At 62.9% G+C, this 26,722-nt stretch carries 22 protein-coding genes and 4 tRNA genes; 8 read left to right on the top strand and 18 right to left on the bottom strand.

Going from position 1 to position 26,722, the window contains the following annotated elements; translation table 11 throughout:
* Nucleotides 1–39: 39 nt before the first annotated feature.
* The 11 genes from KVP70_RS25335 to KVP70_RS25285 all read right to left on the bottom strand — a co-directional run bounded on the left by KVP70_RS25335 (nucleotide 40) and on the right by KVP70_RS25285 (nucleotide 11,618).
* Nucleotides 40–116, bottom strand: a tRNA-Asp gene (locus tag KVP70_RS25335).
* A gap of 27 nt (nucleotides 117–143) precedes the next feature.
* A tRNA-Asp gene (locus KVP70_RS25330) sits at nucleotides 144–220 on the bottom strand.
* 51 nt (nucleotides 221–271) lie between these two features.
* A tRNA-Val gene (locus KVP70_RS25325) sits at nucleotides 272–347 on the bottom strand.
* 49 nt (nucleotides 348–396) lie between these two features.
* Nucleotides 397–669, bottom strand: a complete 273-nt coding sequence (locus KVP70_RS25320) for an HU family DNA-binding protein (RefSeq protein WP_020703299.1) — start codon at nucleotides 667–669, stop codon at nucleotides 397–399.
* Between the two features lie 213 nt (nucleotides 670–882).
* Complete coding sequence (gene lon, locus KVP70_RS25315) at nucleotides 883–3,294, bottom strand: endopeptidase La (RefSeq protein ID WP_217945201.1); 2,412 nt, start codon at nucleotides 3,292–3,294, stop codon at nucleotides 883–885.
* A gap of 283 nt (nucleotides 3,295–3,577) precedes the next feature.
* A complete protein-coding gene (gene clpX / locus KVP70_RS25310; RefSeq protein ID WP_008448338.1) occupies nucleotides 3,578–4,846 on the bottom strand; it encodes an ATP-dependent Clp protease ATP-binding subunit ClpX in 1,269 nt (422 codons plus the stop codon).
* A gap of 173 nt (nucleotides 4,847–5,019) precedes the next feature.
* Nucleotides 5,020–5,637, bottom strand: a complete 618-nt coding sequence (gene clpP, locus KVP70_RS25305; protein WP_416053845.1) for an ATP-dependent Clp endopeptidase proteolytic subunit ClpP — start codon at nucleotides 5,635–5,637, stop codon at nucleotides 5,020–5,022.
* A gap of 83 nt (nucleotides 5,638–5,720) precedes the next feature.
* Nucleotides 5,721–7,061: a trigger factor gene (gene tig, locus KVP70_RS25300; RefSeq protein ID WP_217945199.1), complete on the bottom strand. Its 1,341-nt coding sequence runs from the start codon at nucleotides 7,059–7,061 to the stop codon at nucleotides 5,721–5,723.
* Between the two features lie 32 nt (nucleotides 7,062–7,093).
* Nucleotides 7,094–7,180: transfer RNA gene (locus tag KVP70_RS25295), tRNA-Leu, on the bottom strand.
* A 209-nt stretch (nucleotides 7,181–7,389) separates the two neighbouring features.
* Complete coding sequence (locus tag KVP70_RS25290; RefSeq protein ID WP_217945198.1) at nucleotides 7,390–10,485, bottom strand: efflux RND transporter permease subunit; 3,096 nt, start codon at nucleotides 10,483–10,485, stop codon at nucleotides 7,390–7,392.
* Nucleotides 10,482–11,618 carry an efflux RND transporter periplasmic adaptor subunit gene (locus tag KVP70_RS25285; protein WP_262311694.1) on the bottom strand — a complete coding sequence of 379 codons (1,137 nt, stop codon included), beginning with the start codon at nucleotides 11,616–11,618 and terminating at the stop codon, nucleotides 10,482–10,484. The genes KVP70_RS25290 and KVP70_RS25285 overlap by 4 nt, the downstream gene beginning before the upstream one ends.
* A gap of 156 nt (nucleotides 11,619–11,774) precedes the next feature.
* On the opposite strand from KVP70_RS25285, the gene hpnC reads away from it, so the two are divergent.
* Both hpnC and KVP70_RS25275 read left to right on the top strand, forming a co-directional pair.
* Nucleotides 11,775–12,617 (top strand): squalene synthase HpnC, encoded by an 843-nt coding sequence (hpnC, locus tag KVP70_RS25280; RefSeq protein WP_217945196.1) that lies wholly within the window; start codon nucleotides 11,775–11,777, stop codon nucleotides 12,615–12,617.
* 149 nt (nucleotides 12,618–12,766) lie between these two features.
* A complete protein-coding gene (locus KVP70_RS25275) occupies nucleotides 12,767–12,931 on the top strand; it encodes a hypothetical protein (protein WP_229225081.1) in 165 nt (54 codons plus the stop codon).
* Nucleotides 12,932–12,945: 14 nt separating this feature from the next.
* Here the strand turns inward: KVP70_RS25275 and KVP70_RS25270 are convergent, their stop codons facing one another.
* The 3 genes from KVP70_RS25270 to KVP70_RS25260 all read right to left on the bottom strand — a co-directional run bounded on the left by KVP70_RS25270 (nucleotide 12,946) and on the right by KVP70_RS25260 (nucleotide 17,838).
* Nucleotides 12,946–13,446 (bottom strand): HEAT repeat domain-containing protein, encoded by a 501-nt coding sequence (locus KVP70_RS25270; RefSeq protein WP_217945194.1) that lies wholly within the window; start codon nucleotides 13,444–13,446, stop codon nucleotides 12,946–12,948.
* Between the two features lie 14 nt (nucleotides 13,447–13,460).
* A complete protein-coding gene (locus KVP70_RS34685; RefSeq protein ID WP_217945193.1) occupies nucleotides 13,461–17,246 on the bottom strand; it encodes an IPT/TIG domain-containing protein in 3,786 nt (1,261 codons plus the stop codon).
* A gap of 187 nt (nucleotides 17,247–17,433) precedes the next feature.
* Nucleotides 17,434–17,838 (bottom strand): VOC family protein, encoded by a 405-nt coding sequence (locus tag KVP70_RS25260; RefSeq protein ID WP_217945192.1) that lies wholly within the window; start codon nucleotides 17,836–17,838, stop codon nucleotides 17,434–17,436.
* A gap of 88 nt (nucleotides 17,839–17,926) precedes the next feature.
* Here KVP70_RS25260 and hpnD point away from each other — a divergent pair, with 88 nt between their 5' ends.
* The 5 genes from hpnD (at nucleotide 17,927) to KVP70_RS25235 (ending at nucleotide 22,043) form a co-directional block, all read left to right on the top strand.
* Nucleotides 17,927–18,760 carry a presqualene diphosphate synthase HpnD gene (gene hpnD / locus KVP70_RS25255; protein WP_217945191.1) on the top strand — a complete coding sequence of 278 codons (834 nt, stop codon included), beginning with the start codon at nucleotides 17,927–17,929 and terminating at the stop codon, nucleotides 18,758–18,760.
* On the top strand, nucleotides 18,753–20,165 hold the full coding sequence (gene hpnE / locus KVP70_RS25250) for a hydroxysqualene dehydroxylase HpnE (RefSeq protein ID WP_217945190.1): 1,413 nt from the start codon (nucleotides 18,753–18,755) through the stop codon (nucleotides 20,163–20,165). The genes hpnD and hpnE overlap by 8 nt, the downstream gene beginning before the upstream one ends.
* A 116-nt stretch (nucleotides 20,166–20,281) precedes the next feature.
* Nucleotides 20,282–20,419, top strand: coding sequence for a hypothetical protein (locus KVP70_RS25245; protein ID WP_217945189.1), 138 nt, complete (start codon nucleotides 20,282–20,284; stop codon nucleotides 20,417–20,419).
* Nucleotides 20,420–20,423: 4 nt separating this feature from the next.
* A complete protein-coding gene (locus KVP70_RS25240; protein WP_217945188.1) occupies nucleotides 20,424–21,224 on the top strand; it encodes a DUF1700 domain-containing protein in 801 nt (266 codons plus the stop codon).
* Between the two features lie 12 nt (nucleotides 21,225–21,236).
* Nucleotides 21,237–22,043, top strand: a complete 807-nt coding sequence (locus KVP70_RS25235) for a head GIN domain-containing protein (RefSeq protein ID WP_217945187.1) — start codon at nucleotides 21,237–21,239, stop codon at nucleotides 22,041–22,043.
* A 4-nt stretch (nucleotides 22,044–22,047) separates the two neighbouring features.
* Here the strand turns inward: KVP70_RS25235 and KVP70_RS25230 are convergent, their stop codons facing one another.
* Nucleotides 22,048–23,283, bottom strand: a complete 1,236-nt coding sequence (locus KVP70_RS25230) for a TIGR03862 family flavoprotein (protein WP_217945186.1) — start codon at nucleotides 23,281–23,283, stop codon at nucleotides 22,048–22,050.
* A 38-nt stretch (nucleotides 23,284–23,321) separates the two neighbouring features.
* Here KVP70_RS25230 and KVP70_RS25225 point away from each other — a divergent pair, with 38 nt between their 5' ends.
* Nucleotides 23,322–23,570 (top strand): hypothetical protein, encoded by a 249-nt coding sequence (locus tag KVP70_RS25225; protein ID WP_217945185.1) that lies wholly within the window; start codon nucleotides 23,322–23,324, stop codon nucleotides 23,568–23,570.
* A gap of 1 nt (nucleotide 23,571) precedes the next feature.
* Here KVP70_RS25225 and moaD read toward each other — a convergent pair whose 3' ends face one another.
* Genes moaD through thrC form a run of 3 tightly spaced genes read right to left on the bottom strand, consistent with a single transcriptional unit; the run spans nucleotide 23,572 to nucleotide 26,521 of the window.
* Nucleotides 23,572–23,826, bottom strand: a complete 255-nt coding sequence (moaD, locus tag KVP70_RS25220) for a molybdopterin converting factor subunit 1 (RefSeq protein WP_217945184.1) — start codon at nucleotides 23,824–23,826, stop codon at nucleotides 23,572–23,574.
* Nucleotides 23,826–25,040 (bottom strand): molybdopterin molybdotransferase MoeA, encoded by a 1,215-nt coding sequence (locus tag KVP70_RS25215; protein WP_217945183.1) that lies wholly within the window; start codon nucleotides 25,038–25,040, stop codon nucleotides 23,826–23,828. Before KVP70_RS25215 ends, moaD begins: the two co-directional genes overlap by 1 nt.
* A 2-nt stretch (nucleotides 25,041–25,042) precedes the next feature.
* Nucleotides 25,043–26,521, bottom strand: a complete 1,479-nt coding sequence (gene thrC / locus KVP70_RS25210; protein ID WP_217945182.1) for a threonine synthase — start codon at nucleotides 26,519–26,521, stop codon at nucleotides 25,043–25,045.
* Between the last annotated feature and the right edge of the window lie 201 nt (nucleotides 26,522–26,722).

Genomic DNA, 26,722 nt, shown 5'->3' with positions numbered 1-26,722 from the left:
AACCCCGCAGCTAATAATAGCTGCGGGGTATCTTGTTCTTGGCGGAGCGGACGGGACTCGAACCCGCGACCCCCGGCGTGACAGGCCGGTATTCTAACCAACTGAACTACCGCTCCTTTGGTACTGCTAATGTTGTATTTTGTTGGCGGAGCGGACGGGACTCGAACCCGCGACCCCCGGCGTGACAGGCCGGTATTCTAACCAACTGAACTACCGCTCCAACAAAACACTGGGTACTGCACTTATTTACTACACTTACTACCTGCAAAACTGGTGGGCGGTGAGAGGCTCGAACTCCCGACCTAAGCCTTGTAAGGGCTCCGCTCTACCAACTGAGCTAACCGCCCGTTTTGCCTTGAGTGAGCAACTTTACTGCTTGCTGCTCACTGAAGTCCGTTAGTTTACAGCATCTTTCAAAGCTTTACCAGCTTTAAATTTAGGAACTTTAGCCGCTTCGATGATGATCTCTTCTTTGGTGCGCGGATTGCGGCCGGTACGGGCAGCGCGTTCGCTCACGGAGAAGGTACCAAAGCCGACCAGGGTGACGCTGTCGTTCTTTTGCAGGGTGGTGGTTACACCGTCGATCACCGCGTCGAGTGCGCGTGCAGCAGCCGCTTTCGAGATATCGGCGGTAGTAGCAATATGGTCGATCAATTCAGTCTTATTCAAAGCAATTCCCCGTCACAAAGGTTATATCGTTTTAGCCCGCAGATAACGGTATTTGAATACCGTTGTCAGGCCGAGAAAAATCTCAGGCCGTATTAAACAAGCCAGCCCGCCCCTGTGTCAAGCGCTGCACCATAGAAAAATGGGGTCAAATAACAAACAGGCGCTATAAAAGCGCCTGTTTGTGCATCAGCAGTTACTAAACACTAGTAAAAGTTAATGTTTTACCACTTCCGTTTGGCCGTCGGCCTTGGCTGCCGCGGCGGCCACGGCTTCCACCGGAACCGTCTCCGTCAGCGCCACCGGCATGCGTTCCAGCGCGATTTCCAGCACTTTGTCGATCCAACGCACCGGCACGATTTCCAGTTTGTTTTTGACATTGTCCGGGATGTCGGCCAGGTCCTTGACGTTCTGCTCGGGGATCAGCACGGTCTTGATGCCACCGCGCTGGGCCGCCAGCAGTTTCTCTTTCAGGCCGCCGATCGGCAATACTTCGCCGCGCAGCGTGATCTCGCCCGTCATCGCCACGTCGGCGCGCACCGGAATGCCCGTGAATACCGACACCATCGCTACCGTCATCGCCGCGCCGGCCGAAGGACCGTCTTTCGGCGTTGCGCCTTCCGGCACGTGGATGTGGATGTCGGCCTTCTCGAACACTTCGTTCTTGATGCCCAGGCGATTGGCGCGGCTGCGCACCACGGTGCGGGCTGCCTCGATCGATTCCTTCATCACGTCGCCCAAGGTGCCGGTGCGGATCACATTGCCCTTGCCCGGCATCTGCACGGCTTCGATGGTCAGCAGATCGCCGCCCACTTCGGTCCATGCCAGACCAACGACCTGGCCGATCTGGTTTTCCTTCTCGGCCACGCCGAAGTCGTAGCGACGCACGCCCAGGAACTTGTCCAGGTTCTTGTTAGTGACGGCGACCTTCTTCTCGGTCTTCTTCAACAACAGCATCTTGACGACCTTGCGGCAGATCTTCGACACTTCGCGTTCCAGCGAACGGACGCCGGCTTCGCGGGTGTAGTAGCGGATGATGTCGCGCAGCGCCGACTCGGCCACCGAAATCTCGTCTTCCTTCAGACCGTTGTTCTTGATCTGTTTAGGCAGCAGGTAGCGCTGGGCGATGCTGGTCTTCTCGTCTTCCGTGTAACCGGACAGGCGTATCACTTCCATGCGGTCCAGCAGCGCCGGCGGGATGTTGTACGAGTTCGACGTCGCCACGAACATCACATCGGACAGGTCGAAATCGACTTCGATGTAGTGGTCGGAGAACGTGTGGTTCTGCTCGGGGTCCAGCACCTCCAGCAGGGCCGACGACGGATCGCCGCGGAAGTCCGCGCCCATCTTGTCGATCTCGTCCAGCAGGAACAGCGGATTGCGCACGCCGACCTTGGCCAGCGACTGCAGCACCTTGCCCGGCATCGAGCCGATGTAGGTACGGCGGTGGCCGCGGATCTCGGCTTCGTCGCGCACGCCGCCCAGCGCCATGCGCACGAACTTGCGGTTCGTGGCGCGCGCGATGGACTGGCCCAGCGAGGTCTTACCCACGCCCGGAGGACCGACGAAGCACAGGATAGGCGCTTTCAGCTTGTCGACGCGCTGTTGCACCGCGAGGTATTCCAGGATGCGTTCTTTAACCTTGTCCAGGCCGTAGTGATCGCCTTCCAGCACTTTCTCGGCGTTCGACAGGTCGTTGTTGACCTTGGATTTTTTCTTCCAAGGCAGGCTGACCAGCGTATCGATGTAGTTGCGTACGACGGTGGCTTCGGCCGACATCGGCGACATCAGCTTGAGTTTTTTCAGCTCGGCGGTGGCCTTGTCCAATGCCTCTTTCGGCATCTTGGCCAGCGCGACTTTTTTCTCCAGCTCGTCCAGGTCGGCGCCGTCCTCGCCCTCGCCCAGTTCCTTCTGGATGGCCTTGACTTGCTCGTTCAGGTAGTACTCGCGCTGCGACTTTTCCATCTGGCGCTTGACGCGGCCACGGATGCGCTTCTCGACTTGCAGAATATCGAGTTCGCCTTCCAGCTGGCCCAGCAGGTGCTCCAGGCGCTTGGCCACGCTGAAGATCTCCAGGATCACCTGTTTCTGCTCCAGCTTCAGCGGCAGGTGCGCGGCGACGGTGTCGGCCAGGCGGCCGGCGTCGTCGATGCCCGACAGCGAAGCGAGGATCTCAGGCGGGATCTTTTTGTTCAGTTTGACGTACTGGTCGAACTGCTGAACGATGGCGCGGCGCATCGCTTCGATCTCCGAATCGTCGCCCAGCTCGGAATCGAGCGGCGTCAGATCGGCGATGAAGTGCGTCGGCGCATCGGTGATGCGGTTGATGCGTGCGCGCTGAGCGCCCTCGACCAGCACCTTGACGGTGCCGTCCGGCAGTTTCAGCATTTGCAGAATATTGGCCACGCAGCCGATCTCGTAAATATCGGAAGCAGAAGGTTCGTCCTTGGCAGCGGCTTTTTGCGCAGCAAGCATGATGCTCTTGCCCTGCTCCATAGCGGCTTCCAGCGCCTTGATCGATTTTGGGCGCCCTACGAACAGCGGTATCACCATATGCGGGAAAACTACAACATCCCGCAGCGGCAATAACGGCAGTTGAGTTTGCTCAGTTAATTTGGAAGTTGTCATGGCGTACCTTATGTGAAAGCGTGATTATGATGTGGGCGCTGATCCGCCGAATCACAAGACCGACCTACAAGAAATAATTCTCCTAAAAAAGAGTATTTTCAAAGAAGCCAATCATGTTCTAAAAAAACGCGACAAATAAAAAAGCCACGCGTGACAAACCTTGCTGTCACGAGTGGCTTTCCGAATGAAGCCTGCATTCTTTTATTGATTTAAATTGTACCGCCTTGCCCCACGGATGCGAAATGAATTTTTCTTTGGCGTGGGGTAAGTGTGCACAAGTTATTTAATTCTCACCAGACGCTTTGGCCTGATCCTGGTAGATCAATAAAGGCTTGGCGCCGCTGGTGATCGTATTTTCATCGATCACCACTTTGGTGACGTTGGTTTCATTAGGCAGCTCGTACATGGTATCGAGCAGCGCGTGCTCCAGGATCGAACGCAGGCCGCGCGCACCGGTCTTGCGGGCCAGCGCCTTCTTGGCGATGGCATGCAGGGCGGCCGGACGGATTTCCAGTTCGGCGCCTTCCATGTCGAGCAGCTTGGCGTACTGTTTGACCAGCGCGTTCTTCGGCTCGACCAGGATCTGGATCAGCGCTTCCTCGGTCAGTTCCGACAGCGTGGCGACCACCGGCAGACGGCCCACCAGCTCTGGAATCAGGCCGAACTTGATCAGATCTTCCGGTTCCGCTTCCAGCAGTACATCGCTGGCGCTGCGTTCCTTCTTGCTCTTCACGCTGGCCGAGAAACCGATGCCGGATTTTTCCGAACGGTTGGAAATGACCTTGGCCAGGCCGTCGAAGGCGCCGCCGCAGATGAACATGATGTTGGTGGTGTCGATCTGCACGAAATCCTGGTTGGGATGCTTGCGGCCGCCTTGTGGCGGCACCGACGCCATCGTGCCTTCGATCAGTTTCAACAGCGCCTGCTGCACGCCCTCGCCCGAGACGTCGCGGGTGATCGATGGATTGTCCGACTTGCGCGAGATCTTGTCGATCTCGTCGATGTAGACGATGCCGCGTTGGGCTTTTTCCACATCGTAGTTGCAGCTCTGCAACAGTTTCTGGATGATATTCTCAACGTCCTCGCCCACATAACCGGCTTCGGTCAGGGTGGTGGCGTCGGCGATGACGAACGGCACGTTCAGCATGCGGGCCAAGGTCTGGGCCAGCAGGGTCTTGCCCGAGCCGGTGGGACCGACCAGCAGGATGTTGCTCTTGGCCAGTTCGATGTCGTCTTTCTTGCCCAGGTGCTTGAGGCGCTTGTAGTGGTTGTACACCGCCACCGACAGGATGCGCTTGGCCGTTTGCTGGCCAATGACGTACTGGTCCAGCAAGTCCTTGATTTCATGCGGGGTCGGCAGGTCCGACTTGGCGCCCGTGACCGACTCGATGGCCGAGGTTTCATCGCGGATGATGTCATTGCACAGGTCAATGCATTCGTCGCAGATGAAGACCGATGGGCCGGCGATAAGTTTCTTTACCTCGTGCTGGCTCTTGCCGCAAAACGAGCAGTACAGTAATTTTTCGCCGCTGGAGGATTTTTTGTCTGACATGGGGCAGTTTTCTTTGGGTTACAGAATGGCTTAGCTGTTGCCAGGAAGCAGGTAATCGATTTTATTAGCGTCTGGAAAAGCGCGCCTATGACTACATGCTACCCGAAATAAAAACGAAACGCCCGAACGATTAATCGCCCGGGCGTTTTTTTAGCAATGCTGCGAAGGAAGCATCAAGCCCGGTTGGACAACATTTTGTCGATCAAACCGTACTCTACAGCCTCTTCCGCCGACATGAAACGATCACGATCGGTGTCTTTGGCGATCTGCTCGACGGTTTGACCCGTGCGTTCAGCCATGATCGAGTTCAGACGGTGGCGCAGGTACAGGATTTCCTTGGCCTGGATTTCGATATCCGAAGCCATGCCCTGCGAGCCGCCGGACGGCTGGTGGATCATGATGCGCGAGTTCGGCAGCGAGAAACGCTTGCCCTTGGCGCCGGCCGCCAGCAGGAAGGCGCCCATCGAGGCGGCCATGCCGGTGCACAGCGTCGACACGTCAGGCTTGATGAACTGCATCGTATCGAAGATCGCCAAGCCGGCCGAGACCGATCCGCCTGGGGAGTTGATGTAGAGCGAGATATCCTTGTCCGGATTTTCACTCTCGAGGAACAGCAACTGGGCGACGATCAGGTTCGCCATCTGGTCGTGGACGGGGCCGACCATGAAGATTACGCGTTCCTTCAGCAGGCGCGAGTAAATGTCATAGGAGCGCTCGCCGCGGCCGCTTTGTTCGACCACCATCGGCACCAGGCCGAGCATTTCAGTGTCCAGCGCCGGATTACGGTTCATACCAGTCATTCCATTTCCTTGTGAAGCAGCTAGAGGCCGGAGACTTAATCTTACATCATCTTAAGTCTGCGGCCCACGCTGGATTACGCTTGTGCGTTGCTTCCCATCAGTTCGTCGAAGGCCACGACCTTGGACGACGTTTTCGACAGGCCCAGCACGTAGTTGACGACGTTTTCTTCCAATACAAGGGCTTCGACTTCAGCCAGACGACGACGATCGCTGTAGTAGTACTTCAGCACTTCGCGTGGGTCTTCGTAGCTCTGTGCGAAGTCTTCGACTTGCGCTTTGACCTGCTCCGGCTGGGCTTGCAGCTTGTTCTCGCCGACCAGTTGCGACAGGATCAGGCCCAGGCGTACACGACGCTCGGCTTTTTCCGCGAACAGTTCTGGTGGGAACGGGATGTCCTTGACGTTCATGCCGCGCTGAGCCATGTCTTGACGGGTCATTTCGGCCAGGCGCTCGGTGTCTTGAGCGATCAGCGCCTGTGGCACGTCCAGGGTGGCGGTCTTGACCAGCGCATCCATCACGGCTTCCTTGTTGCGGGCTTTGACACGGCCGGCAACTTCGCGTTCCAGGTTGACTTTGATGTCTTCGCGCATTTTAGCGACGTCGCCATCGGCCACGCCCAGCGACTTGGCGAATTCGCCGTCGACTGCCGGCAGGTGCGCCCATTCCAGTTTCTTCAGGGTGATGGTGAACGATGCGGTTTTGCCGGCAACGTCTTTACCATGGTAGTCCTCTGGGAAAGCCAGTGGGAAGGTCTTGGCTTCGCCGACTTTCAGACCGATGGTGGCTGCTTCGAATTCTGGCAGCATGCGGCCTTCGCCCAGCACGAAAGCGTAGTCTTCAGCTTTGCCGCCTGGGAACTCAACGCCGTCGATCGAGCCGACGAAGTCGACGGTCACGCGGTCGCCGTTGGCTGCAATCGCTGCGCCGCCGTCGCCGTGCTCACCCGCTTCACCCTTGGTGTGGAAGTGAACGCGCTGCTTGCGCAGGATTTCGATGGTTTTGTCGATTTCGGTTTCCGACACGTCAGCCTTGACGGTTTCGATTTCCACGGTGGTCAGGTCGCCAACGACGACTTCCGGGTAGATTTCGAAGGTTGCGTCGAAGGCCAGCACGCCTTCAGCCGACTCTTCCTTAGGCTCGATGCGTGGGTAGCCTGCTACGCGCAGTTCGGCGGAATTGGCGGCGTCGTTGAAAGCACGGCCAACTTTATCGTTCAGCACTTCGGTCTCGATCTGATAACCGTATTGTGCTGCGACCATTTTCATAGGAACTTTACCCGGACGGAAGCCTGGTGCCTTAGCCGATTTGGCTTGCACTTTCAGACGCTTCTCAACTTCAGCGCGGACCTCGGTCAGCGGGAAGGAGATCGTGATACGACGTTCGAGTTTGCCTAAGGTTTCGACTGCAGTTGCCATGTAAAAATCGTCCAAAAAAATAGTAATACAGTTGGTGCGAGGAGGGGGACTCGAACCCCCACACCATTGCTGGCGTCAGGACCTAAACCTGGTGCGTCTACCAATTTCGCCATCCTCGCGGCATGTTTGCACAAAAGCAAAGGGCGACCCGTAAGTGAAAACGGTCGCCCTATTCCCGCTGAACCCTGCGAGAGCTTTCAACTTCAACGCGGTATTTTAACGGGTTTTTCAGCGAAATGTGACGATTTTTAATATGTCGCCAACATTCCGCTGATTTTTTAGCGTTTAACCCGCAAAGCGGCCCGCTTTGGGGTCTGACCCCGAGGGGTCAGACCCCGCCTTTCACGGGTTTCTTCACCCTAAACCACGCCGCATACAAGGCCGGCAAGAACAATAAGGTTAATGCCGTGGCCAATATCAGGCCGCCCATGATCGCCACCGCCATCGGCCCCCAGAATACCGAGCGCGATAACGGGATCATCGCCAGCGCCGCCGCGGCGGCCGTCAGGATGATGGGACGGCAACGGCGCACCGCCGATTCAACGATCGCGGTCCACGGATCGTGGCCGGCCTTGATATCCTGTTCGATCTGGTCGACCAGGATCACCGAGTTGCGGATGATCATGCCGAACAGCGCGATGATGCCCAGGTTGGCCACAAAGCCCAGCGGACGGCCCAGCAGCAGCAACGCCATCGCCGCGCCCGCCACGCCCAGCGGGCCGGTCAGGAACACCAGCAGCGCCCGCGAGAAGCTGTGCAGTTGCAGCATCAACAAGGTGAAGATGATGAAGATCGCCAGCGGCAGATTGGCCGCGATCGACGCTTCCGCCGTGCCGCTGTCGGCCGCCGCGCCCTTGACGGTGATGGCGTAGCCGGCCGGCAGGTTGTCGCGCAGCTGCTTGAGCTTGGGTTCGATCTGGCCGGAAACGGTCGTTCCCTGGATGTTGTCGGCCACGTCGGACTGCACGGTGATCGCCCATTCGCGCCCTTCCCGCCACACCACGCCCGGCTCCCACACGAAGTGCGCGCGGGCCAGCTGGCTGATCGGCACCGACTTGCCGCTGGCGGTCGGGATGTTCGTATCGTTCAGGATCGAGATGGTGTTGCGCTCCTCGATGGGCTGGCGGATCTGGATGTCGATCAGCTTGATGTCCTCGCGGAACTGGCCGATGGTGGTGCCGGACAGGATGGTGTTCGCCGCCCGCATCACGGTCTGCGACGTCACTCCCAGCGCGCGCATCTTGTCCTGGTCCAGGTCGAGGCGCAGCACCTTGATCGATTCATTCCAGTTGTCGTTGACGCCCAGCGTGTTCGGATTGGCGCGCATGATGTCCTTCACCTGGTCGGCGATGGCGCGCACCTTGTCCACTTCGCCGCCGGTCACGCGGAACTGCACCGGATACGGCACCGGCGGCCCGTTCGGCAGCAGCTTGACGCGGCCGCGCACTTCCGGGAAGTCGCGTTTGAAGATGTCGACGATCTTGTCGCGCAGCGCGCCGCGCGCGTGCAGGTCCTTCGGCAGCACGACGATCTGCGACACGTTAGTCTGCGGGAAGATCTGGTCCAGCGGCAGGTAGAAGCGCGGCGAACCGGTGCCGACGTAACTGGTCACGCTGACCACGCCCTCCTGCTTGCGGATGAAGGCTTCGAACTTCTTCACCTGCGCCTCGTTGGCGGCGAAGGTCGTGCCTTCCGGCGTCCACAGCTCGACCATCAGCTCGGGACGGCTGGAATCCGGGAAGAACTGCTTCTCGATGAACTTGAAGCCGTACACGCCCAGCGCGAACACCACCAGCGTCAAAACGATGGTGGTCTTGCGGAACTCGACGCACCAGTTGACCACCGCGCGGAACCTGCGGAAACCCGGCGTGTCGAACAGGTCGTGCTCGCTGCCACCGTCGGCATGCGGCTTGACCTTCAGCAGCACGTAGCCGATGTAGGGCGTGAACACCACCGCCACCACCCACGAAATCACCAGCGCCAACGCATTGACCGAGAACAGCGAGAAGGTGTATTCGCCGGCGGCCGACTTGGCCAGGCCGATCGGCAGGAAGCCCGCCACCGTGATCAGGGTGCCGGTCAGCATCGGAATCGCGGTCGAAGTGTAGGCGAAGGTGGCGGCGTCGAAGCGCGACATGCCCTCCTCCATCTTGCGCACCATCATTTCGACGGCGATGATGGCGTCGTCCACGAGCAGGCCCAGCGCGATGATCAGCGCGCCCAGCGAAATCTTGTGCAGGTCGATGTCCAGCATGCGCATGCACAGGAAGGTCACCGACAGCACCAGCGGAATCGTCAGCGCCACCACCAGGCCGGGACGCACGTCCAGCCGCAGCTTGGGCTTGGTATGCAGGCCCAGCGCGACAAAGCTGACGGCCAGCACGATCAGCACCGCTTCGATCAGCGTGTGCACGAACTCGCCCACCGAGGCCTTGACGGCTTCAGGCTGGTCGGACACGCGCTCGAGTTCGATACCGACCGGCAGCTTGGCCTTCATCGCAGCGACGGTCTTCTCCATGTGCTTGCCAAGCTGGATGATGTTGCCGCCCTTTTCCATCGACACGCCCAGGCCGATCACTTCCTTGCCGTTGAAGCGCATCTTGTTACCCGGCGGGTCCTGGTACAGGCGCTTGATGGTGGCGAAGTCGCCCAGGCGGAAGGTGGTGCCGTTGGCGCGCAGCTCCAGCTCTTCCAGGTCCTTGACGGTCTTCAGCGCACCGGTGACGCGCACTTGCAGGTTGTCGGTCGGCGTGACCAGCACGCCGGTCGCCTCCACCGTGTTCTGGGTGGCGATCTGGTTGGCGATGGCTTCGATCGGTATGCCCAGCTGGGCGAACTTCTGGTGCGAGAATTCGATGTTGATCTTCTCGTCCTGCACGCCGAACAGCTCGACCTTGGACACCAGCGGCACGCCCAGCAGCTGCTGGCGCACGAAGTCGGCGTAGTCCTTCATCTCGGCGTAGGTGAAGCCGTCGCCCGACAGCGCGAAGATGGAGCCGTAGGTGTCGCCGAACTCATCGTTAAAGAACGGCCCCTGCACGCCCGGCGGCAAAGTGCCGCGGATGTCGCCGATCTTCTTGCGCACCTGGTACCAGGATTGCGCCACTTCCTTGGGCGGCGCCGATTCGCGCAGCTTCAGGATGATGGTGGTTTCGCCCGGCTTGGAGTAGCTGCTGATTTCGTCGATATCCGGCGTCTCCTGCAGCTTCTTCTCCAGCTTGTCGGTGACCTGCTCGGCCATCTGCAACGAGGTCGCGCCCGGCCAATTGGCCCGCACCACCATCGCGCGGAAGGTGAATGGCGGATCTTCGTCCTGGCCCAGGTTGGAATAACTCAGCATGCCGCCTATCAGCAGCACGGCGATCAGGTAGCGGGTGAGCGGGATATGCTCCAGCGCCCAGCGTGAAAGATTGAACCCCTTCATTTGGCGGTCCCCGCTACAACTGGCGCAGGGGCCGACGTGGCCGGCAAGTCGTTACCGAGTATCTTGACCTTCTGGCCCGGCTTGAGCAGGTTGACGCCGGCCGTGACCACCGTCTGCCCGGCCTTGACGCCGCTGGCCAGCACGATATCGTTGCCGGCCGCGCCGGCGATGGTCACCGGCACCAGCTTGACGACGCCGCCCTCGACCACCCACACCGACGAAGCCGATTTTTCATAATACAGCGCCGTCAGCGGCACCTTGATCTGCGGCGTGGCCGTCTTGGAGGCGAACTGCACCACGGCGGTCATGCCCAGCTTGGCTTCGGCCAGCGAGTCCGGGATCGAGACCTTGACCGTGTAAGTACGGGTGGATGGATCGGCCACCGGCGAAATTTCGCGGATCTTGCCGGCCACCGCGTTTTTCGGGTCGGCCCACAGGCGCACCTGCACGTCCGGCACGCGGCGCAGGGTCTCCACCTTGTCTTCCGGCAGGCCGATGACGATTTCCTTCTCGCCCTGCTTGGCGACGCGCACCACGGGCGCGCCCGGCTGCACCACCTGGCCGACTTCGGCATCGACCGCTGTCACCACACCGTCGACATCGGACAGCAGACTGGCGTAGCCCGCCTGGTTGGCCTGGCCGCGATAGGCCGCCTGCGAGGCGTCCACATTGGCTTGCGCCGCCTTGTAGGTGGAGTCCTTGGCGTCCAGCACAGCCTGGCTGACGAAATTCTTGCTGCGCAGTTCCTGATAGCGCTTGAGCTCAGCCTTGGCCAGGTCGCGGTTGGTCTCGGCGGCGCGCAGGCCGGCCAGCGCCTGTGCCTGCGACAGCTGCAAGTCCTGCGGATCGAGCTGCATCAACACCTGGCCATGCTTGACCAGGGTGCCGACATCGACCTTGCGGGTCACGATCTTGCCGCCCACGCGGAAGGCCAGCCGCGATTCCACACGGGCACGCACTTCGCCGGAAAACTCGGCGTTGACATCGACATCGCTGCTGGCGAGCACGATGGCGCGGACCGGGCGGATGTCTTCGGTTTTCTCGGCGGGCTTGGAGCAAGCGGCCAGTACGGCGGCGGCCAAAACACCAAGTATGAGGGGGGAAATCTGACGCTGTTTTTTAAAGGCGACCACGGTGTATTCCTTTAGCTTGCTCTGGAGTGTAGATGGCACTACTATTACGGCTCGGAAATTAATGACTTTCCGTTAATTTATTATAAGCCGAGCCCATCCGTTTGCAAATGACTTTCCCGTCATTAATTTTAACTATGCTTTTTAGCAATACAATTTATGCCGGTTGAACACTATGAGAATTTCCCTGTTGCATCATTTCTGTTGCCTCGCCGCCTGCGGCCGGCGGTGGAAGCGATCTACGCCTTCGCCCGCAGCGCCGACGACCTGGCCGACGAGGGCGACGCCACCCCGGAGCAGCGGCTGGCCGCGCTGAACGCCTACGAGGCGGCACTGACGCGCATCGAGGCGGGCGGCACGGGCCATGAACCGATGTTCGAGCGGCTGGCGCAGGTGATCCGCGACCATGAGCTGCCGGTCAAGCCGTTGTATGAGTTGCTGTCGGCCTTCAAGCAGGATGTGCTGGTGAGCCGCTATGCAACCTACGACGCGCTGCTGGACTATTGCGCCCGCTCGGCCAATCCGGTCGGCTTCCTGATGCTGCACCTGTACGGCCAGGCCAACGAAGAAAACATCCGCGATTCGGACGCCATCTGTACCGCGCTGCAGTTGATCAACTTCCTGCAAGATGTGGCGATCGACATTCATAAAGAGCGCATCTACATCCCATTGGAAGACTTGAACCGCTACGCGATCTCGCCGGCGGCGCTCGACCACGCCAGCGCCCGGCCGCGCTGGCGTTCGATGATGAAGTTTGAAGTGGACCGCGCCCGCGCGCTGATGTTGAGCGGCGCGCCGCTGGCACTGCGCCTGAACGGCCGCATCGGTTTCGAGCTGCGCATGGTGGTGCAAGGCGGCCTGCGCATCCTGGACGCGATCGAGGCGGCCGAGTACGACGTCTTCCTGCACCGCCCCAAGCTGGACAGGCGCGATTGGCTGGGCATCTTCTGGGCCTCCGTGCGGATGAAAAAACAGATGAAGGCCGTGTTCAAGGTCGCCTGAGGCGCGCCGGGCAGCGCCCGGCTCATCCGTTGAAATAGCCGCGCACGATTAAATCGTTGCCTCTGCACAATTTCCCATCTCCATGCTACCTTGGCGGCAAATGGAGAGGTGGCATCATGCAGACGGAAGATCGGTCCTCGCGACCGGATATGGCAACATCGAAAGTGGTGGAATTGGGCGTCAACCTGCTGCAAAGTCGGGGACGGGCGTTTGCGTCTGAGTTTTTGGTGCGCAGGAATATCCCGTTCAGCGTCATCGTGCGGGTGCTGTCCGATCCACCGGGACGCCGCCGCGCCGGCAGCCTGCGGCGCTAGCGGCCCGACCACTGCTATTTCGGCGCTTTCTCCAGATAGCTGTTGACCAGAGGGTTGGCGCGGTGCGGATATTTTTTCCGGTCTGACGCCGCGTAGCCAGCCAGTGCCGCGCGGGCTTCCGGCGTGGCGATCGCCAACAGCGCCTTGACTACTTCCACCGCCACCAGCGGCTGCAGCGACGTCGATTGCAGCAAGCTCGCCATGTCCCGTACTGAAGCGGCGTTGCGCTGCCCCCCGGCTGCCCGCAGGGCGCGGATGCTGATATCACTGTCGGCGTCTTTCACCAGCAAACGCACTGTTTCCTTCGACTGCGGATGATCCACCGTCTCCAGTACGGCGACGGCATTGGTGCGCACCTTGGGCAGCAAGCCTGGATACCCCGCCAGCGCGATCTCGCAAACCAGTGTCACCGCCTCGTTGCCCCAGGAGGCGATCAGCTGTCCCGGATCGCTGCCGCCGCTGTAGTCGACGACCGACAACAGGTTCAGTACTTTCTTCTCTATTTCGGTAGGCATGATGTGTCTCCTTTCTATTCGGCGTCGACCACCTGGCACACTGGGATGGCGGGCGGCAGTCCGCTTTGCAGCATAGTCGCCAACGGCAAGCGCGTGGTTTTTCCCTCCTCCAGATGGGTAGCGCCGATGCGGGCGGCGTCCACTTGGCCGGGGGGGATTGCCAGCCCGGTTTGCGGCCCCCAGAACGGATACATCAGGAAGCCGGTGTCGCCGTCCTGACAGCTGTGGTTGAAGAAGGTGCCCGGCCCGTCGCCGCCGCCGTCGCAGACATGGCGCAGGCACAGAGCGTGGCCAACTTCATGGGCTGCGATGGCCTGCAGATGTTCGATGCTCAGGTTGCCCGCGTTGTCGCCACAGAAGATGGGGCCGCCACCGAAGTAGGAATACGCGGTGGCCAGCTGCACGTCGCGCACGAAGAAGATGTTAAGCGCGCCCGGCACCCCCGGCGCACCGGTGAGCGTGCCTGTGTCCGTCGCCAGCACTTGAATCGGCCAGATATTAGCATTGTCGTCCGCCGCGGTGACGGTGACCACGGGCTGCGCCAGCTGAAAAGAAATCCGCGCCTGCCCCCAGGGCACACTGATTGAATGGCTGCCGGCCTCGCTGAACAGGCTGGCGATGTCCTCCGCGCTGCGGCCCGTGCCAACGCCCGGCGTGGTGCCCAGCACGCGAAACGCGGCCACCGGAATCACGATGGTGTCGCTGATACGCACCACGCGCTCGGCACGGCTGGTGCCGCCGTCCGGATTGCGCACGCGGATGCGGCGCACCCCGCGCAGGCTGCCCAGCGGAGCCGCCGGAATGGCCAGTTGGATGCCGGTGCGGGTGTTGGACGTGACCGGAAGGTTGAAGGCCGGATGCGCCGGTATCGCCCAATCTTCCGCCACCACTTGGCAACCGGCAGCAAAGGCCAGCCCGGACAGCGTCGGCGTTTGCAGCTCGTTCCAGCGGGTGCCGGCCGGTATCGCGTCCAGCTTGGGGATGACGCGCAACATCACCTGATTGCTGCGGCGGCTGGGCACGGTCGCCGACTGGATCTTGACCGGATGCGTGCCGCCTTCGGCCGTCAGCGGCACGGTGAACGTCGCTTGCGTGGAGCTGCTGATGGTGGCTACATCGGCGCCCTGGCGCACGCCATCGTAGTACACCGCGTCGGTGCCGGGCATGAAATTCTGGCCGGTGATGGTGACCGTTTCGCCAGGCTCGACGTCAATGGGGCTGACATGCAGGATGTGCGGCTGGTTGAACGCCATATTCCATTGGTCCACCGTGATCGGGTAGATTTGCGCGGCGTCCGACAGCACCGCCGGGCCCGGATCGCCGCTGCGCCCGGCGATGCCGTCCGCGCCGACGGCGCCGTCGTTGCCGTGGAACTCAGGATGTTCGGGGCACCACAGCTCGCAATCGGCCGAGCCGGCCGGGCCGCCGTGGCCCGGATTGCCATGCGCGCCAGGCGCGCCGCCATCGCCCCCCTTGCCTGGCTGGATGTTCAGCGCAGGCGGCGTGTTGGCCAGCACCGCAATGCTGTTTTCGGTGGTGAGCAGGGTCAGGCGACCGCCCTGGCCGCCGCGCCCGCCTTGTCCGCCGCGCCCGGCCGCGCCGCCGTTGCCGCCGTCCCCACCGTGGCCCACGCTTCGGCAACAACCGCTGAAGAAGTGGGAATCCGCGTGTTCGCCCTGCGCGCCGTCGCCGCCATCGCCGCCATCCTGGCCGCGCCCGCCGACGCCGCCGGGCTGGCCGCCGAGGTCTATCCGTGGCAGTTTAGTGCCGACGTCGAGAATATACATGGTGACGATAGGCGCCGGCACGTTGGCGTTGGCGCCGCCGTTGTGGGCGGGATGCGGATCCAGGTCGCCGGGCGCGCCGTTATGGCCGCGTTCGCCCGCCACCGTGCCGTTGTCGCCGCGCGCGGCCTTGTCAGGGAAGTAATTGAAGGCGCCTGGCAGCGCTGGCAACTCCCAGGAAATGCTGCTGGCGTTATCGTGATTGATCGAGGTGGCGATGACCACCAGTTCGCGGACCTCCTGGCCGATGACGGTCGGCTGGCCACGGATATCCCAGGCGCCGGCCATGATGATGGCGGTGTCGTGCAGCGTGTCGTTGGGCCGGTAGTGGATGATGGAATTGTTGATGATGGTGTTGAAGGCGTAGTGGGCCAGCACCGGCACGTCGAGGATGGATTGTGGCGCCTTCAGGGGCGCAACGTAGACGCCGGGCCGCAGGATGCGCAACGGCTGCATGCGGAAGGTGCCCAGGTCGTTGATGCTGCACACGCCGGCCTGCCCGAAGAAACTGCGGGCCCGGTCTATCCAGCCGCGAATATTGTCCGGGTCGAGCGACGTGTCGACGATGTGCGGGTCCAGGCCCGGATTGGCGGATGCCCAGCGCGCATAGATCGCTTCGATGTTGTCGCGCACCGTCGGCAGGCTGAACCGTCCCAACGCGCCTGCTGCGCTGACCGGCAGCAGCGCTTCGATGCGGCTGTCAATGGCCTCGCTGGAGGTGTTTATCACGCGCATGACAACTGGCTGGCCGCTGGCCAGGTCAGCCTCGCTGATCGTCACCGAAAAGCCGCCGCTGCCGCTTGTGCTGTGCACTGTTTCGCCGCTGGGGGTGGTGATGGTGAATTCCGCGGTTTGCCTGTCCGCCAGCTGCACGCTGAATTGCAGCTGGCCGGCGGCGGCCGGCAAGAAGGCGCGCTGCCACGCCGCGCCGGTCGCCAGCGGCACGCGCATCTGCTGCGGCCCGGCGACCTTGGCCAGGCCCAGCTGCATGCGCGCCTCGCCCACCGCTCCCCCGATCACCGGATTGGGATAGGCACCGCGGTCCAGTGTGGCATTGCTGCGGATGCGGTGCATCAGATCCTCCCCCTCCACCGCCGACAGCTCGGCCAGCGTACGGATGCCGAGCTGCGGCAGCGCCTTGATCAGGCTGCCATATGCCGGCGACAGTCCGAAGAATGGATCGCCGGGATCGGGCGGATTGGCCCGGCCTATGGTGGCCGGATCGAGCACCACGTGGATGGGGCCGAGGTGTTTGAGGATGCCGCCGTCGCTGGCGTCGATGTCGTAGCAGCTGCGGGCGCCGGAATCGTCGATCAGATCGATATGATAGCGGCCCAGCGCAAGCGCGGATATTTCCAGCACATCATGGGTCAGCGCCAGGCGCTCGCTGCGCACTTGCCGGCCGCTGACCGTATCGGTGAGCACGACCTGCAACTGCGCGGCGGTGGCGCCGGCCACCCTGATCTGCAGCGAGGCCGTGCCGACCACGGGCTTGCCGTCCAGCGCAACGATGGCGCGCGTGACGTCGCCTTCGCGCACGCTCACGGCCAGATTGCCTCGCCCGAATTGGGCCGAGCTGGCGCGTACAGCGTAGGTGCCCGGCTGCAGTCCGCCCTGGCGAAAGCGCCGCGTGTTCGCGTCCATCTGTACCGCGACGGCGCTGCCGCCCATCTCCAGCTGCAACAATCCATCCTTGACCTGCGCACCCGCACTGTCTTCGATGCGGATGTCGATTGCGCCGGTGCCGCCACCGGTATCCAGACGAGGCAGATCGGGCAGCTCGTCGCGCAGTTTTTCGATCAGTTCCGGCGTCGCCTCGTTGGCCGGCATCAAAATGGTCGCCGGCTGGGTGCCGTCCTTGTACAAAAACACTTCCGCCAGTTCACTGCCGTCCGGTAGCCGCACTTTGCGCATCGGCGGGCGATCTGGCGCGGGTTGCTCGTCGCAGTCCGGCTCCCGCTGCGCGCAGCCGCAATCGGTTTCTTGTTTGGGTTTGTGTTTGTGTTTGGGGGACATGTTGTACTCCTGTTAGAAATATATCCGTCGTGGAACGCACAAGTACGGCATCTCAGACACCGATGGAGAATTATCGGCGCCCATGTCGAAGCCTGGTTTGTGCTGGTTCAAACTACACGGGAACCCAACAGAAGACCGGTCGTTGCGACCGGATAGGGAATGCCGGGGCGACGACCCGGCACAAACATCAGGCCGGAGGCCCCTTCAGCTCGACCACATTGCCCTCAGGGTCAGTCAGATAGATCGACGGCCCCTCGCCTTCCGCGCCGTAGCGCGACTCGACCTGCCCGGCCGTCACGCCATGCGCCTGCAGGTGCGCGCGGATCGCCGCGTCGTCGAAAGGCTCCACCCGCAGGCAGAAGTGATCCATGTTGCGCCCCTCGGCGCCCGGTGGCGCGCCTCCCATGCGCCCCAGCTTGCCGTCCACCGGCACCAGGTCGATCAGCGAGCTGCCTGCGCGCAGCTGCACCAGGCCGATTTCATCCTGCCGGCGCTCGACCGGGCAACCCAGCGCGCCGCAGTAAAAGTCCAGCATGCGCTGCAGTTCGACTACGCGCAGCACCAGATGATCGATTTCACGAATACGTATCATGCGTCCTACCTCCATGGCGACAGAAGCCCACATTGTGACACTTAAGCTATAGAATAGCGGCTTCGATGTCATCCTTGCTTTTTTATTCATGTCTCCCGACGACTACTGCCAGCAAAAGACCGCCCAGAGCGGCTCCAGTTTCTACTACAGCTTCCTGTTCCTGCCGCCGGAGCGTCGCCGCGCCATCACCGCCCTGTATGCGTTTTGCCGCGAAGTGGATGACACCGTCGACGAATGCACCGACGAGTCGATCGCCCGCATCAAGCTGTCCTGGTGGCGCAAGGAAATCGCCAATATGTACGAAGGCCAGCAGACCCACCCGGTGACGCAGGCGCTGCAACCGCATCTGACGACCTACAAGCTGCAGCAGCAGCACCTGCAGGCCATCATCGACGGCATGGAGATGGACCTCAACCAGACCCGCTACCTCGACTACACGGCGCTGACCAAGTACTGCTGGCACGTGGCCAGCGTGGTTGGCATCCTGTCAGCCAGCATCTTCGGCGCGACCAGGCCGGAGACGCTGCAATACGCCGAGAAGCTGGGCCACGCCTTCCAGCTGACCAACATCATCCGCGACGTCGGCGAAGACGCGCGCAAGGGCCGCATCTACCTGCCGATCAGCGAGCTGCAACAATTCAACGTCACCGCCGCCGACCTGCTCAATGCCCGCCACAGCGAGAACTTCGAGAAGCTGATGGCTTTCCAGGCCGCCCGCGCGCAAAAGGTCTACGACGAAGCGTTCGCGCTGCTGCCGAAGGAAGACCGCCGCGCCCAGCGCCCCGGCCTGATGATGTCCGCCATCTACCGCACGCTGCTGACCGAAGTGGAAGCCGATGGCTACCACGTGCTGACCCAGCGCATCTCGTTGACGCCTATCCGCAAGCTCTGGTTGGCCTGGAAGACCTACATTCGTGGCTAAGGAAGGCGTGGACAAGCGCGCCGGCAAGACCGAGCCGGGCCTGACCTCGCGTTCGGTGGCCGTGATCGGCGGCGGCTGGGCCGGTTGCGCGGCGGCCGTCGAGATGGCGCGCGCCGGCTACAAGGTCACGCTGTTCGAAGCGGCCCGCACCCTGGGCGGCCGCGCCCGCCGCATCGAAACCGACCATCGCCAGCTGGACAACGGCCAGCACATCCTGCTGGGCGCCTACAGCGCGACGCTGCAGCTGATGAAGCGGATCGGCGTCGACCGCGGCCAGGCTTTGCTGTCGCTGCCGCTGCAAATGCGCTATCCGGCCGGCAGCGGCGGCATGGATTTCGTCGCGCCCAGCCTGCCATTGCCCGCGCCGCTGCATCTGGCGCTGGCACTGCTGCGCGCCAAGGGCCTGGAACGGGCCGACAAACTCAGCCTGGCGCGCTTTTCCACCACCGCGCGCTGGATGGGCTGGACCCTGCACGCCGATTGCAGCGTCAGCGAACTGCTGGAACGTTTCGACCAAACCCCGCGCCTGATCCAGCTGATGTGGCGTCCGCTCTGCCTGGCCGCGCTGAACACGCCGCCGGAACGCGCCTCCGCGCAAGTGTTCCTCAACGTGCTGCGCGACAGCCTGGGCGCCAAACGCAGCGCCTCGGACATGCTGCTGCCGCGCGCCGACCTGTCCGCCCTGCTGCCCGAGGCGGCCGCGGCCTACGTCGAAGCGCATGACGGCTCGGTACGCACCGGCGCCAAGGTGCAGGCGCTGCGCTCCATCGAAGGCCGTTTGTGGCAGCTCGATATCAGCGGCGCGGCGGTGGGCGGCAACTGGAGCACCTATTTCAGCGGCGTGGTGCTGGCCACCGGCGCCAGCCAGGCCGCCGCCCTGCTGCACGGCATCCCCGATTGCGACACCTCGGCCCTGTGCCGGCAGCTGACCGGCTTCGAGTCCGAAGCCATCACCACCTGCTACCTGCAATACGACCCGGCCACGCGCCTGGAACTGCCCTTCTTCGCCCTGCTGGACGATCCGGAACAGTACCAATGGGGCCAGTTCGTGTTCGACCGCGGCCAGCTCGACGCCAAACAGGCCGGCTTGCTGGCGGTGATCATCAGCGCCTCCGGCAACGCCGCCGCGCAGAGCCAGGACTTGCTGGCCGAAGCCGTCGCGGTGCAGCTGGCGGCCGTATTCCAGCGTCCCGAGCTGGGGCGGCCGCTGTGGTTCAAGGTCATCACCGAGAAGCGCGCCACCTACGCCTGCACGCCCGGCCTGGTCCGGCCGGACAACGCCAGCGGCCTGCCGGGCCTGGTCATCGCCGGCGACTACACCGCCGGCGACTACCCCGCCACGCTGGAATCGGCGGTCCGCAGCGGCGTCGCCGCCGCCGGGCTGCTCAAGGGGGCTACCATCTAGCCCCCCGTTTTTGTCGCCTGCCCCGCTCTTTATGCAGCCTGTCACATGCCGATGGCATCCGGGCGAGCGCTTGCGTACAGTAGCACCATCGACAAAAGACATATATTGGAATCAACATGAACATCTCTCTCAGCTTGAAAATCCTTGCCTTGGTCGCCTTTGTCGCGGCCAGCACGGTCTCCATCGTGCAGACCGCACCGGTGGCAAGCAGCGCGATGGCCATGGCACACAGCAGCGCAACATTGGGTATTTAACATCATGAACAAGCAGGCATACCTCGACGCGCTCAAACAGGCCATGCAGGGCCTGCCGCCGGAAACGGTGGCCAAGACCCTGGCCTACTACGAGCAACGCTTCATCGACGGCCTGGTGGCCGGCCGCAGCGAAGCGGAGGTCTACAAGGAGCTCGACGAGCCGCGCAAGGTCGCCATGACGCTGCGCGCCAATGTGCACCTGAGCGCCTTCGAGCAAAAGAAAACCCCGCTCAACCTGGCCCGCGTGATGGTCTCCTTCATCGGCCTGGCCATCTTCAACCTGTTCATGGTGATCCCGGCGATGGTGTATGCCTCGCTGCTGGGCGCCGTCTACATCAGCGCCTTCGGCTTCTACATCGGTGGCATCGCGCTGGTGTCGAGCGGCCTGTCGGGCCAGAACGAGCTGGCGCTGGAAGGCCCGCTGCGCCACGTGATGGAGTTCACCAATTCGCATTTCGACACCAGCGACGAGGAACAGGATATCCAGGGCTGGCGCATGGCCATCAACAACATGGGCGTGCAGGTCAGCAAGGACCCGGACAACAGCGACAGCAGCAACAGCGGCGACGAGAACCTGAGCCGCAGCGGCCGCCTGCTGAACCGCGCCGAGGCGGTCGCCACCGGCGACCTGCACATCACCACCGATTTCGACAGCGGCGCCCGCACCAGCCAGTCACTGATCGGCTTCGGCCTGATCCTGGGCGGCATCGGGCTGTGCCTGATCAGCATCGTCGTCACCCGCTACACCATGATCGGTTTGAAACGGTATGTAGCAATGAATGTGTCCCTGCTTCGCGGACGCTAAGGAGTCATGACCATGCGCGCATTAATGAAAATCGGTACCAGCCTGTTGCTGCTGTCCTTCGTCCTGATCGGCATCAGCTACAGCATGCTGAAGGCCTACGGTAGCACCAGCCCGACCAGTTCTGCCGGCCGCGCCCTCGGCAGCGAAACCCGCAAGATCGACGCCATGGCCAGCGCCGTGGAGCTGAGCGGCCCGATCGACCTGATACTGATCCAGGGACCGGTGGCGTCGCTGAAGGTGCGCGGCGAGCAGCGTTCGCTGGCCAATATCGAAACCATCCAGGATGGCCGCGACCTGCACATCGGCACCAAGGGCATGCTGCTCAATCCACGCCATCCCCTGCAGGTGGAGCTGGTGCTGCCGCAGCTGGAAGAGCTGGTGGTGCGCAGCAGCGGCGAGACCAAGGTGTCGGGCTTCAGCGGCGAGAAGCTCGAACTGCAGCTGCACGGTTCGGGCAACGTCAACTTCACCGGCCGCTATCGCGACCTGAGCGCCGGCGCCCATGGCAGCGGTCACCTGAACCTGAACGCGGGCAGCAGCGAGAATGTGGAACTGGAGATGGTGGGCTCGGGGCAGATCACGTCGTCCGGCAGCTGCAAGACGCTGACTGCGGAACTGACCGGTTCCGGCGACCTCGATGCGCGCCACCTGTCGTCGGACAAGGTGACGGTCAACCTGAAGGGTTCGGGCACCAGCCATGTCTTCGCCAAGCAGTCGGCCGACCTGACCTTGCGCGGCAGCGGCGACATCCGCGTGCTGGGCAATCCGGACAACCGCAACGTCAGCCGCACCGGTTCCGGCGACGTGACCTGGGAATAAGCGCTTAGTTTTGTCCCAACCAGGCCAGGACATCGCGTCCCGCCGCCTGGCCGCCGGCCAGGCAGGCCGTCAGCAGATAGCCGCCGGTCGGCGCTTCCCAGTCGACCATCTCACCGGCCACGAACACGCCCGGCGCGGATTTCAGCATCGTTCCCTCCAACGCACCCCAACGCACGCCGCCGGCGCTGCTGATCGCTTCGTCGATCGGCCGGGCGCGCAGCAGGCGCACCGGCAAGCGCTTGATCGCCTGCGCCAGCTGGTCCTCGTCCGCGAACTGCTCCTTGTTCAAACACTCCCGCAGCAAGCCGGCCTTGACGCCCTTGATCCCCAACCGGCTTTGAAGATGGCTGGCCATCGAGCGCGCGCCGCGCGGCCGCGCCACCTCGTCCGCCACCCGTTGCGCCGTCAGGTCCGGCAGCAGGTCGAGATAGATCGTGGCGCTGCCGTCGGCGGCGATCTGGTCGCGCAAGGCGGCCGACAGCGCGTAGATCAAGCTGCCCTCCACGCCACCTTGCGTGACGACGAACTGCCCTTGCTTGCGGAACTCCTTGCCATCCGCGCCGGTGGAGATGATGGCGACGGTGGTCAGCGGCTCGCCCGCATGGCGGCTGCTGAAATGCTCGCTCCAGTCGACGTCGAAGCCGCAGTTGGCCGGCGCCAGCGGCGCCACGCCGACGCCGCGTTCCGCCAGCAAGGGCATCCACGCACCGTCCGAGCCCAATCGCGCCCAGCTGCCGCCGCCCAGTGCCAGCACCACCGCGTCCGCGCGCACCAGCAGCTCGCCGTCGGGGGTGTTCAGCAGCAGCGCGTCGTCGCGCCAGCCCAGCCAGCGGTGGCGCATGTGGAACTGCACGCCGCTCTCGCGCAGACGGTGCAGCCATGCGCGCAGCAGCGGCGCCGCCTTCATATCGGTCGGGAACACCCGGCCCGAGGTGCCAACAAAGGTGTCGACGCCCAGCCCATGCACCCAGTCGCGCACGTCCTGCGGGCCGAAGGCGTCCAGCATGGCGCGCAGCGGGGCGGCGCCGTTGCCGTAGCGCGTCACGAAATCCGCATACGGCTCGGCGTGGGTGATGTTCATGCCGCCGCGTCCGGCCAGCAGGAACTTGCGGCCGACCGAAGGCATCGCGTCATAAACGTCGACTTGCGCCCCGCCCTGCGCCAGGGTTTGGGCGGCCATCAGGCCGGCGGGACCGCCACCGATGACGGCAACGCGAAAAGGTGTCAAACTAGACTGCATGAATTCGGTCCGATAGAAGCATTGTTACAGGAGACAAGATGGGCGCGATGTTTTGGGTGAAACGCTATGTGCAGGCCGCCGTGCCTTTGTTCGTGATACTGGCGGCCGTGGAATGGATCAAAGGCTCGACCGCGCGCGAGGATTATCTGAGCGCCGCCGTGTGGGCGCTCGCTGCGGCGGGCATCTTTACTTATGCGGCCTGGCGCCGCTACCGCAACGCCAAGGCCTGCGGCATGTGCGACGACCTGGATGCAGCCCGCAACGCAGGCAAGGGCAAGAAGCGGTAGCCTAGCCGCCCGTCACCGGCGGGAAGAACGCCACCTCGGCGCCATCGGCCAACGCCGTGTCGGCGCCGCACATCACCTGGTTGCACGCCATGCGCAAGGCCGGGCTGCCCAGGGCCTGTTGCCAGGCGTCGCCGCGCGCGGCCAGGTGGGCGCGCAGCGCGCCGACGGTGTTCACGCCCGCCGGCAGGTCCAGCGTCTCGGACGAAGCACCCAGCGACTCGCGCACGCTGGCGAAAAATTTTACGGTAACAGCCATCAGTGCATTAACTCGCTAAACGGTATAAATCGAACCGTGTCCCCGGCCGCGATGGTCTGGCCTGGCGGATTATCGATCACGCCATCGCCCCACACGGTCGACGTCAACACGCCCGAACTCTGGTTATTGAACAATTCGAGCCCGCCGGCGGCGTTGATGCGCGCGCGCAGGAACTCGTTGCGTTTGTCGGCCTTGGGCCAGTTGAAATCGGCGCGCATCATGAACGCGCGCGGCGCCACCGTCTCCGTCACGCCTTGCAGGCGCAGGATAAACGGCCGCACAAACATCAGGAAGGTGATGAAGCTCGACACCGGATTGCCGGGCAAGCCGACAAAGAACGCCTGCCCCACCTCGCCGAACGCCAGCGGCTTGCCCGGCTTGACGGCGATCTGCCACATATTCAGCTTGCCCTCCGCCTCGACTGCCGGCTTGATGTGATCCTCCTCGCCGACCGAGACGCCGCCGGAGGTGATGATCAGGTCATGCCCTTGCGCGCACTCGCGCAGCACGGACCGGGTGGCGTTCAGTGTATCGGGCACGATGCCGAAATCGGTGATCTCGCAGCCCAGATTCTCCAGCAGCGCGCGCAGCGTGAAGCGGTTGGAGTTGTAGATGGCGCCCGGCGCCAGCGGCTCGCCCGGCATCGTCAGCTCGTCGCCGGTGAAGAACACCGCCACGTGCAGCCGGCGCCTGACCGGCAGCTCTGCCAGGCCGACCGAAGCGGCCAGACCCAGTTCCTGGCTGCGCAGGCGCGTGCCGGCCGGCAGGATGATGCTGCCGTTGGTGATGTCCTCGCCGGCGCGGCGTATCCATTCGCCGGGCTTCGGCGCGTGGCGGACCGTGACCACATTGCCCGCCAGCTCGCACTGCTCCTGCATCACGACAGCGTCGGCGCCTTCCGGTATCAAAGCGCCGGTGAAGATGCGCGCAGCGGTCCCCGGCAGCAAAGGCTGGCCGACGTGACCGGCCGGTATGCGCTGCGACACCGTCAGCGCCGCATTGCCGCTGACGCAATCGGCGGCGCGCACCGCGTAGCCGTCCATCTGCGTGTTGTCCATCGTCGGCACGTTCATGCCGGATACCTGCGCCTTCGCCAGCACGCGGCCGTTGGCGGTCAGCGTCGGCACGGTTTCCACATCGACCACCGGCCGCGCGGCGGCCGCCATCAGGGCCAGCGCTTCGCTGACGGGCAGGAGGGGCTTGTGCGCGCTCATCGTTACAGGCCGGTATTGGCCGCGATGTAGGCTTTCATCTTCTCCACGTCCGGCGGCATGACGACGAACTTCTGCGGCAGGTCTTCGATGTTCTCGAAGCCTTCCGGACGTTCGGCGTCCTCGCCCAGCGCATCGAGGATGGTTTCGTTGAACTTGGCAGCCAGCGCGGTTTCCAGCACGATCATCGTCACGCCCGGTTCCAGGTTCTCGCGCGCGACCTTGATGCCGTCGGCGGTGTGGGTGTCGATGACGATGCCGTAGTCGTCGGCCACGTCGCGGATGGTGTTCAGACGGTCTTCATGGGTGGACTTGCCGGACTTGAAACCGTACTTGGCCACCTGCTTGAATTCGTCGCCATCGGCGCCCGGCTTGCCGGACAGGTCGAAGCCGCCGTGGGTTTCCACTTTCTGGAACAGCGCGCGGGTGCGGTCGCCGTCGCGGCCCACCAGGTCGTAGATGAAGCGCTCGAAGTTGGACGCCTTGGAGATGTCCATCGACGGGCTGCTGGTGTGGTAGGTCTCGGCCGACTTGCGCACGCGGTACACGCCGGTGCGGAAGAATTCGTCGAGCACGTCGTTTTCATTGGTGGCGGCGACCAGCTTGGCGATCGGCAGGCCCATCATGCGGGCGATGTGGCCGGCGCAGATATTGCCGAAGTTCCCCGACGGGACGGTGAACGACACCTTCTGGTCGTTGGAGGTGGTCGCCGACAGGTAGCCGCGGAAGTAGTAGACCACCTGCGCCACCACGCGCGCCCAGTTGATCGAATTGACGGTGCCGATCTTCTGCTGGGCCTTGAACGGCAGGTCGTTGGAGACCGCCTTGACCATGTCCTGGGCGTCGTCGAACACGCCTTCGATGGCGATGTTGAAGATGTTCGGGTCCTGCAGCGAGAACATCTGCGCGGTCTGGAAAGCGCTCATCTTCTTGTGCGGCGACAGCATGAAGACGCGGATGCCCTTCTTGCCGCGCATCGCGTATTCGGCGGCGCTGCCGGTGTCGCCGGAGGTGGCGCCGAAGATGTTCAGTTGCGCGTTCTGCTTGGCCAGCGCGTATTCGAACAAATTGCCCAGCAATTGCATCGCCATGTCTTTGAAGGCCAGGGTCGGGCCGTTGGACAAGGCCTGCAACACCAGCTTGGTGCCGTTCGCGCCCTCTTCCAGCACGCGCAATGGCGTGATCTGGCTGGCTTTTTCGCCTTGGCGGGCGTTTTTGTAGACTTCCTTGGTGTAGGTCTTGGCGGTCAACGCGCGCAGGTCGGCATCGGGAATGTCGGTCGCGAACTTCTTCAGGATCTCGTAGGCCAGGTCGGCGTAGGACAGCTGGCGCCATGCATCGAGCTCGGCGCCGGTCACTTGAGGGTACGAAGCCGGCAGGAACAGGCCGCCGTCGACGGCCAGGCCACCCAGCAGGATGTCGGAGAATTGTTGGGAAGACGAGGCGGCGGCCGAGGCGGCGGCGCGAGTAGACACGTATTGCATAGATTAGAAAGTCCGGTTGAGCTAACGGCTAAAGGGCAGAACGGTACAAAGCGAGCGGATATTATAGTGCGCCCGGCCGATTCCCGTAAAATCCTGTTGTTTTGCCATCACCCAACCCGGGGTCAAGTCTGACATTCGGACACGTGCTCTGCCGTACGCGAAGGCTACGGCAGAGCCCGTGTCCGAATGACAGACTTGACC

Source organism: Duganella violaceipulchra (genome assembly GCF_019166075.1).
GTDB classification, from domain to species: Bacteria; Pseudomonadota; Gammaproteobacteria; order Burkholderiales; family Burkholderiaceae_D; genus Rugamonas; species Rugamonas violaceipulchra.
Note: the sequence above shows the minus strand (reverse complement) of the source record. Positions and strands in the feature narration are given on the sequence as shown.

Bases quoted from the DNA above. Each gene is read 5' to 3' on its own strand.
- KVP70_RS25230 (WP_217945186.1), bottom strand. From the start codon at position 23,283: ATGCAGTCTAGTTTGACACCTTTTCGCGTTGCCGTCATCGGTGGCGGT.
- lon (WP_217945201.1), bottom strand. From the start codon at position 3,294: ATGACAACTTCCAAATTAACTGAGCAAACTCAACTGCCGTTATTGCCG.
- hpnC (WP_217945196.1), top strand. From the start codon at position 11,775: ATGCCGGTTGAACACTATGAGAATTTCCCTGTTGCATCATTTCTGTTG.
- clpP (WP_416053845.1), bottom strand. From the start codon at position 5,637: ATGAACCGTAATCCGGCGCTGGACACTGAAATGCTCGGCCTGGTGCCG.
- KVP70_RS34685 (WP_217945193.1), bottom strand. From the start codon at position 17,246: ATGTCCCCCAAACACAAACACAAACCCAAACAAGAAACCGATTGCGGC.
- moaD (WP_217945184.1), bottom strand. From the start codon at position 23,826: ATGGCTGTTACCGTAAAATTTTTCGCCAGCGTGCGCGAGTCGCTGGGT.
- KVP70_RS25270 (WP_217945194.1), bottom strand. From the start codon at position 13,446: ATGCCTACCGAAATAGAGAAGAAAGTACTGAACCTGTTGTCGGTCGTC.
- clpX (WP_008448338.1), bottom strand. From the start codon at position 4,846: ATGTCAGACAAAAAATCCTCCAGCGGCGAAAAATTACTGTACTGCTCG.
- hpnD (WP_217945191.1), top strand. From the start codon at position 17,927: ATGTCTCCCGACGACTACTGCCAGCAAAAGACCGCCCAGAGCGGCTCC.
- KVP70_RS25225 (WP_217945185.1), top strand. From the start codon at position 23,322: ATGGGCGCGATGTTTTGGGTGAAACGCTATGTGCAGGCCGCCGTGCCT.
- KVP70_RS25235 (WP_217945187.1), top strand. From the start codon at position 21,237: ATGCGCGCATTAATGAAAATCGGTACCAGCCTGTTGCTGCTGTCCTTC.
- KVP70_RS25240 (WP_217945188.1), top strand. From the start codon at position 20,424: ATGAACAAGCAGGCATACCTCGACGCGCTCAAACAGGCCATGCAGGGC.
- thrC (WP_217945182.1), bottom strand. From the start codon at position 26,521: ATGCAATACGTGTCTACTCGCGCCGCCGCCTCGGCCGCCGCCTCGTCT.
- KVP70_RS25260 (WP_217945192.1), bottom strand. From the start codon at position 17,838: ATGATACGTATTCGTGAAATCGATCATCTGGTGCTGCGCGTAGTCGAA.
- KVP70_RS25275 (WP_229225081.1), top strand. From the start codon at position 12,767: ATGGCAACATCGAAAGTGGTGGAATTGGGCGTCAACCTGCTGCAAAGT.
- KVP70_RS25245 (WP_217945189.1), top strand. From the start codon at position 20,282: ATGAACATCTCTCTCAGCTTGAAAATCCTTGCCTTGGTCGCCTTTGTC.
- KVP70_RS25215 (WP_217945183.1), bottom strand. From the start codon at position 25,040: ATGAGCGCGCACAAGCCCCTCCTGCCCGTCAGCGAAGCGCTGGCCCTG.
- KVP70_RS25290 (WP_217945198.1), bottom strand. From the start codon at position 10,485: ATGAAGGGGTTCAATCTTTCACGCTGGGCGCTGGAGCATATCCCGCTC.
- tig (WP_217945199.1), bottom strand. From the start codon at position 7,061: ATGGCAACTGCAGTCGAAACCTTAGGCAAACTCGAACGTCGTATCACG.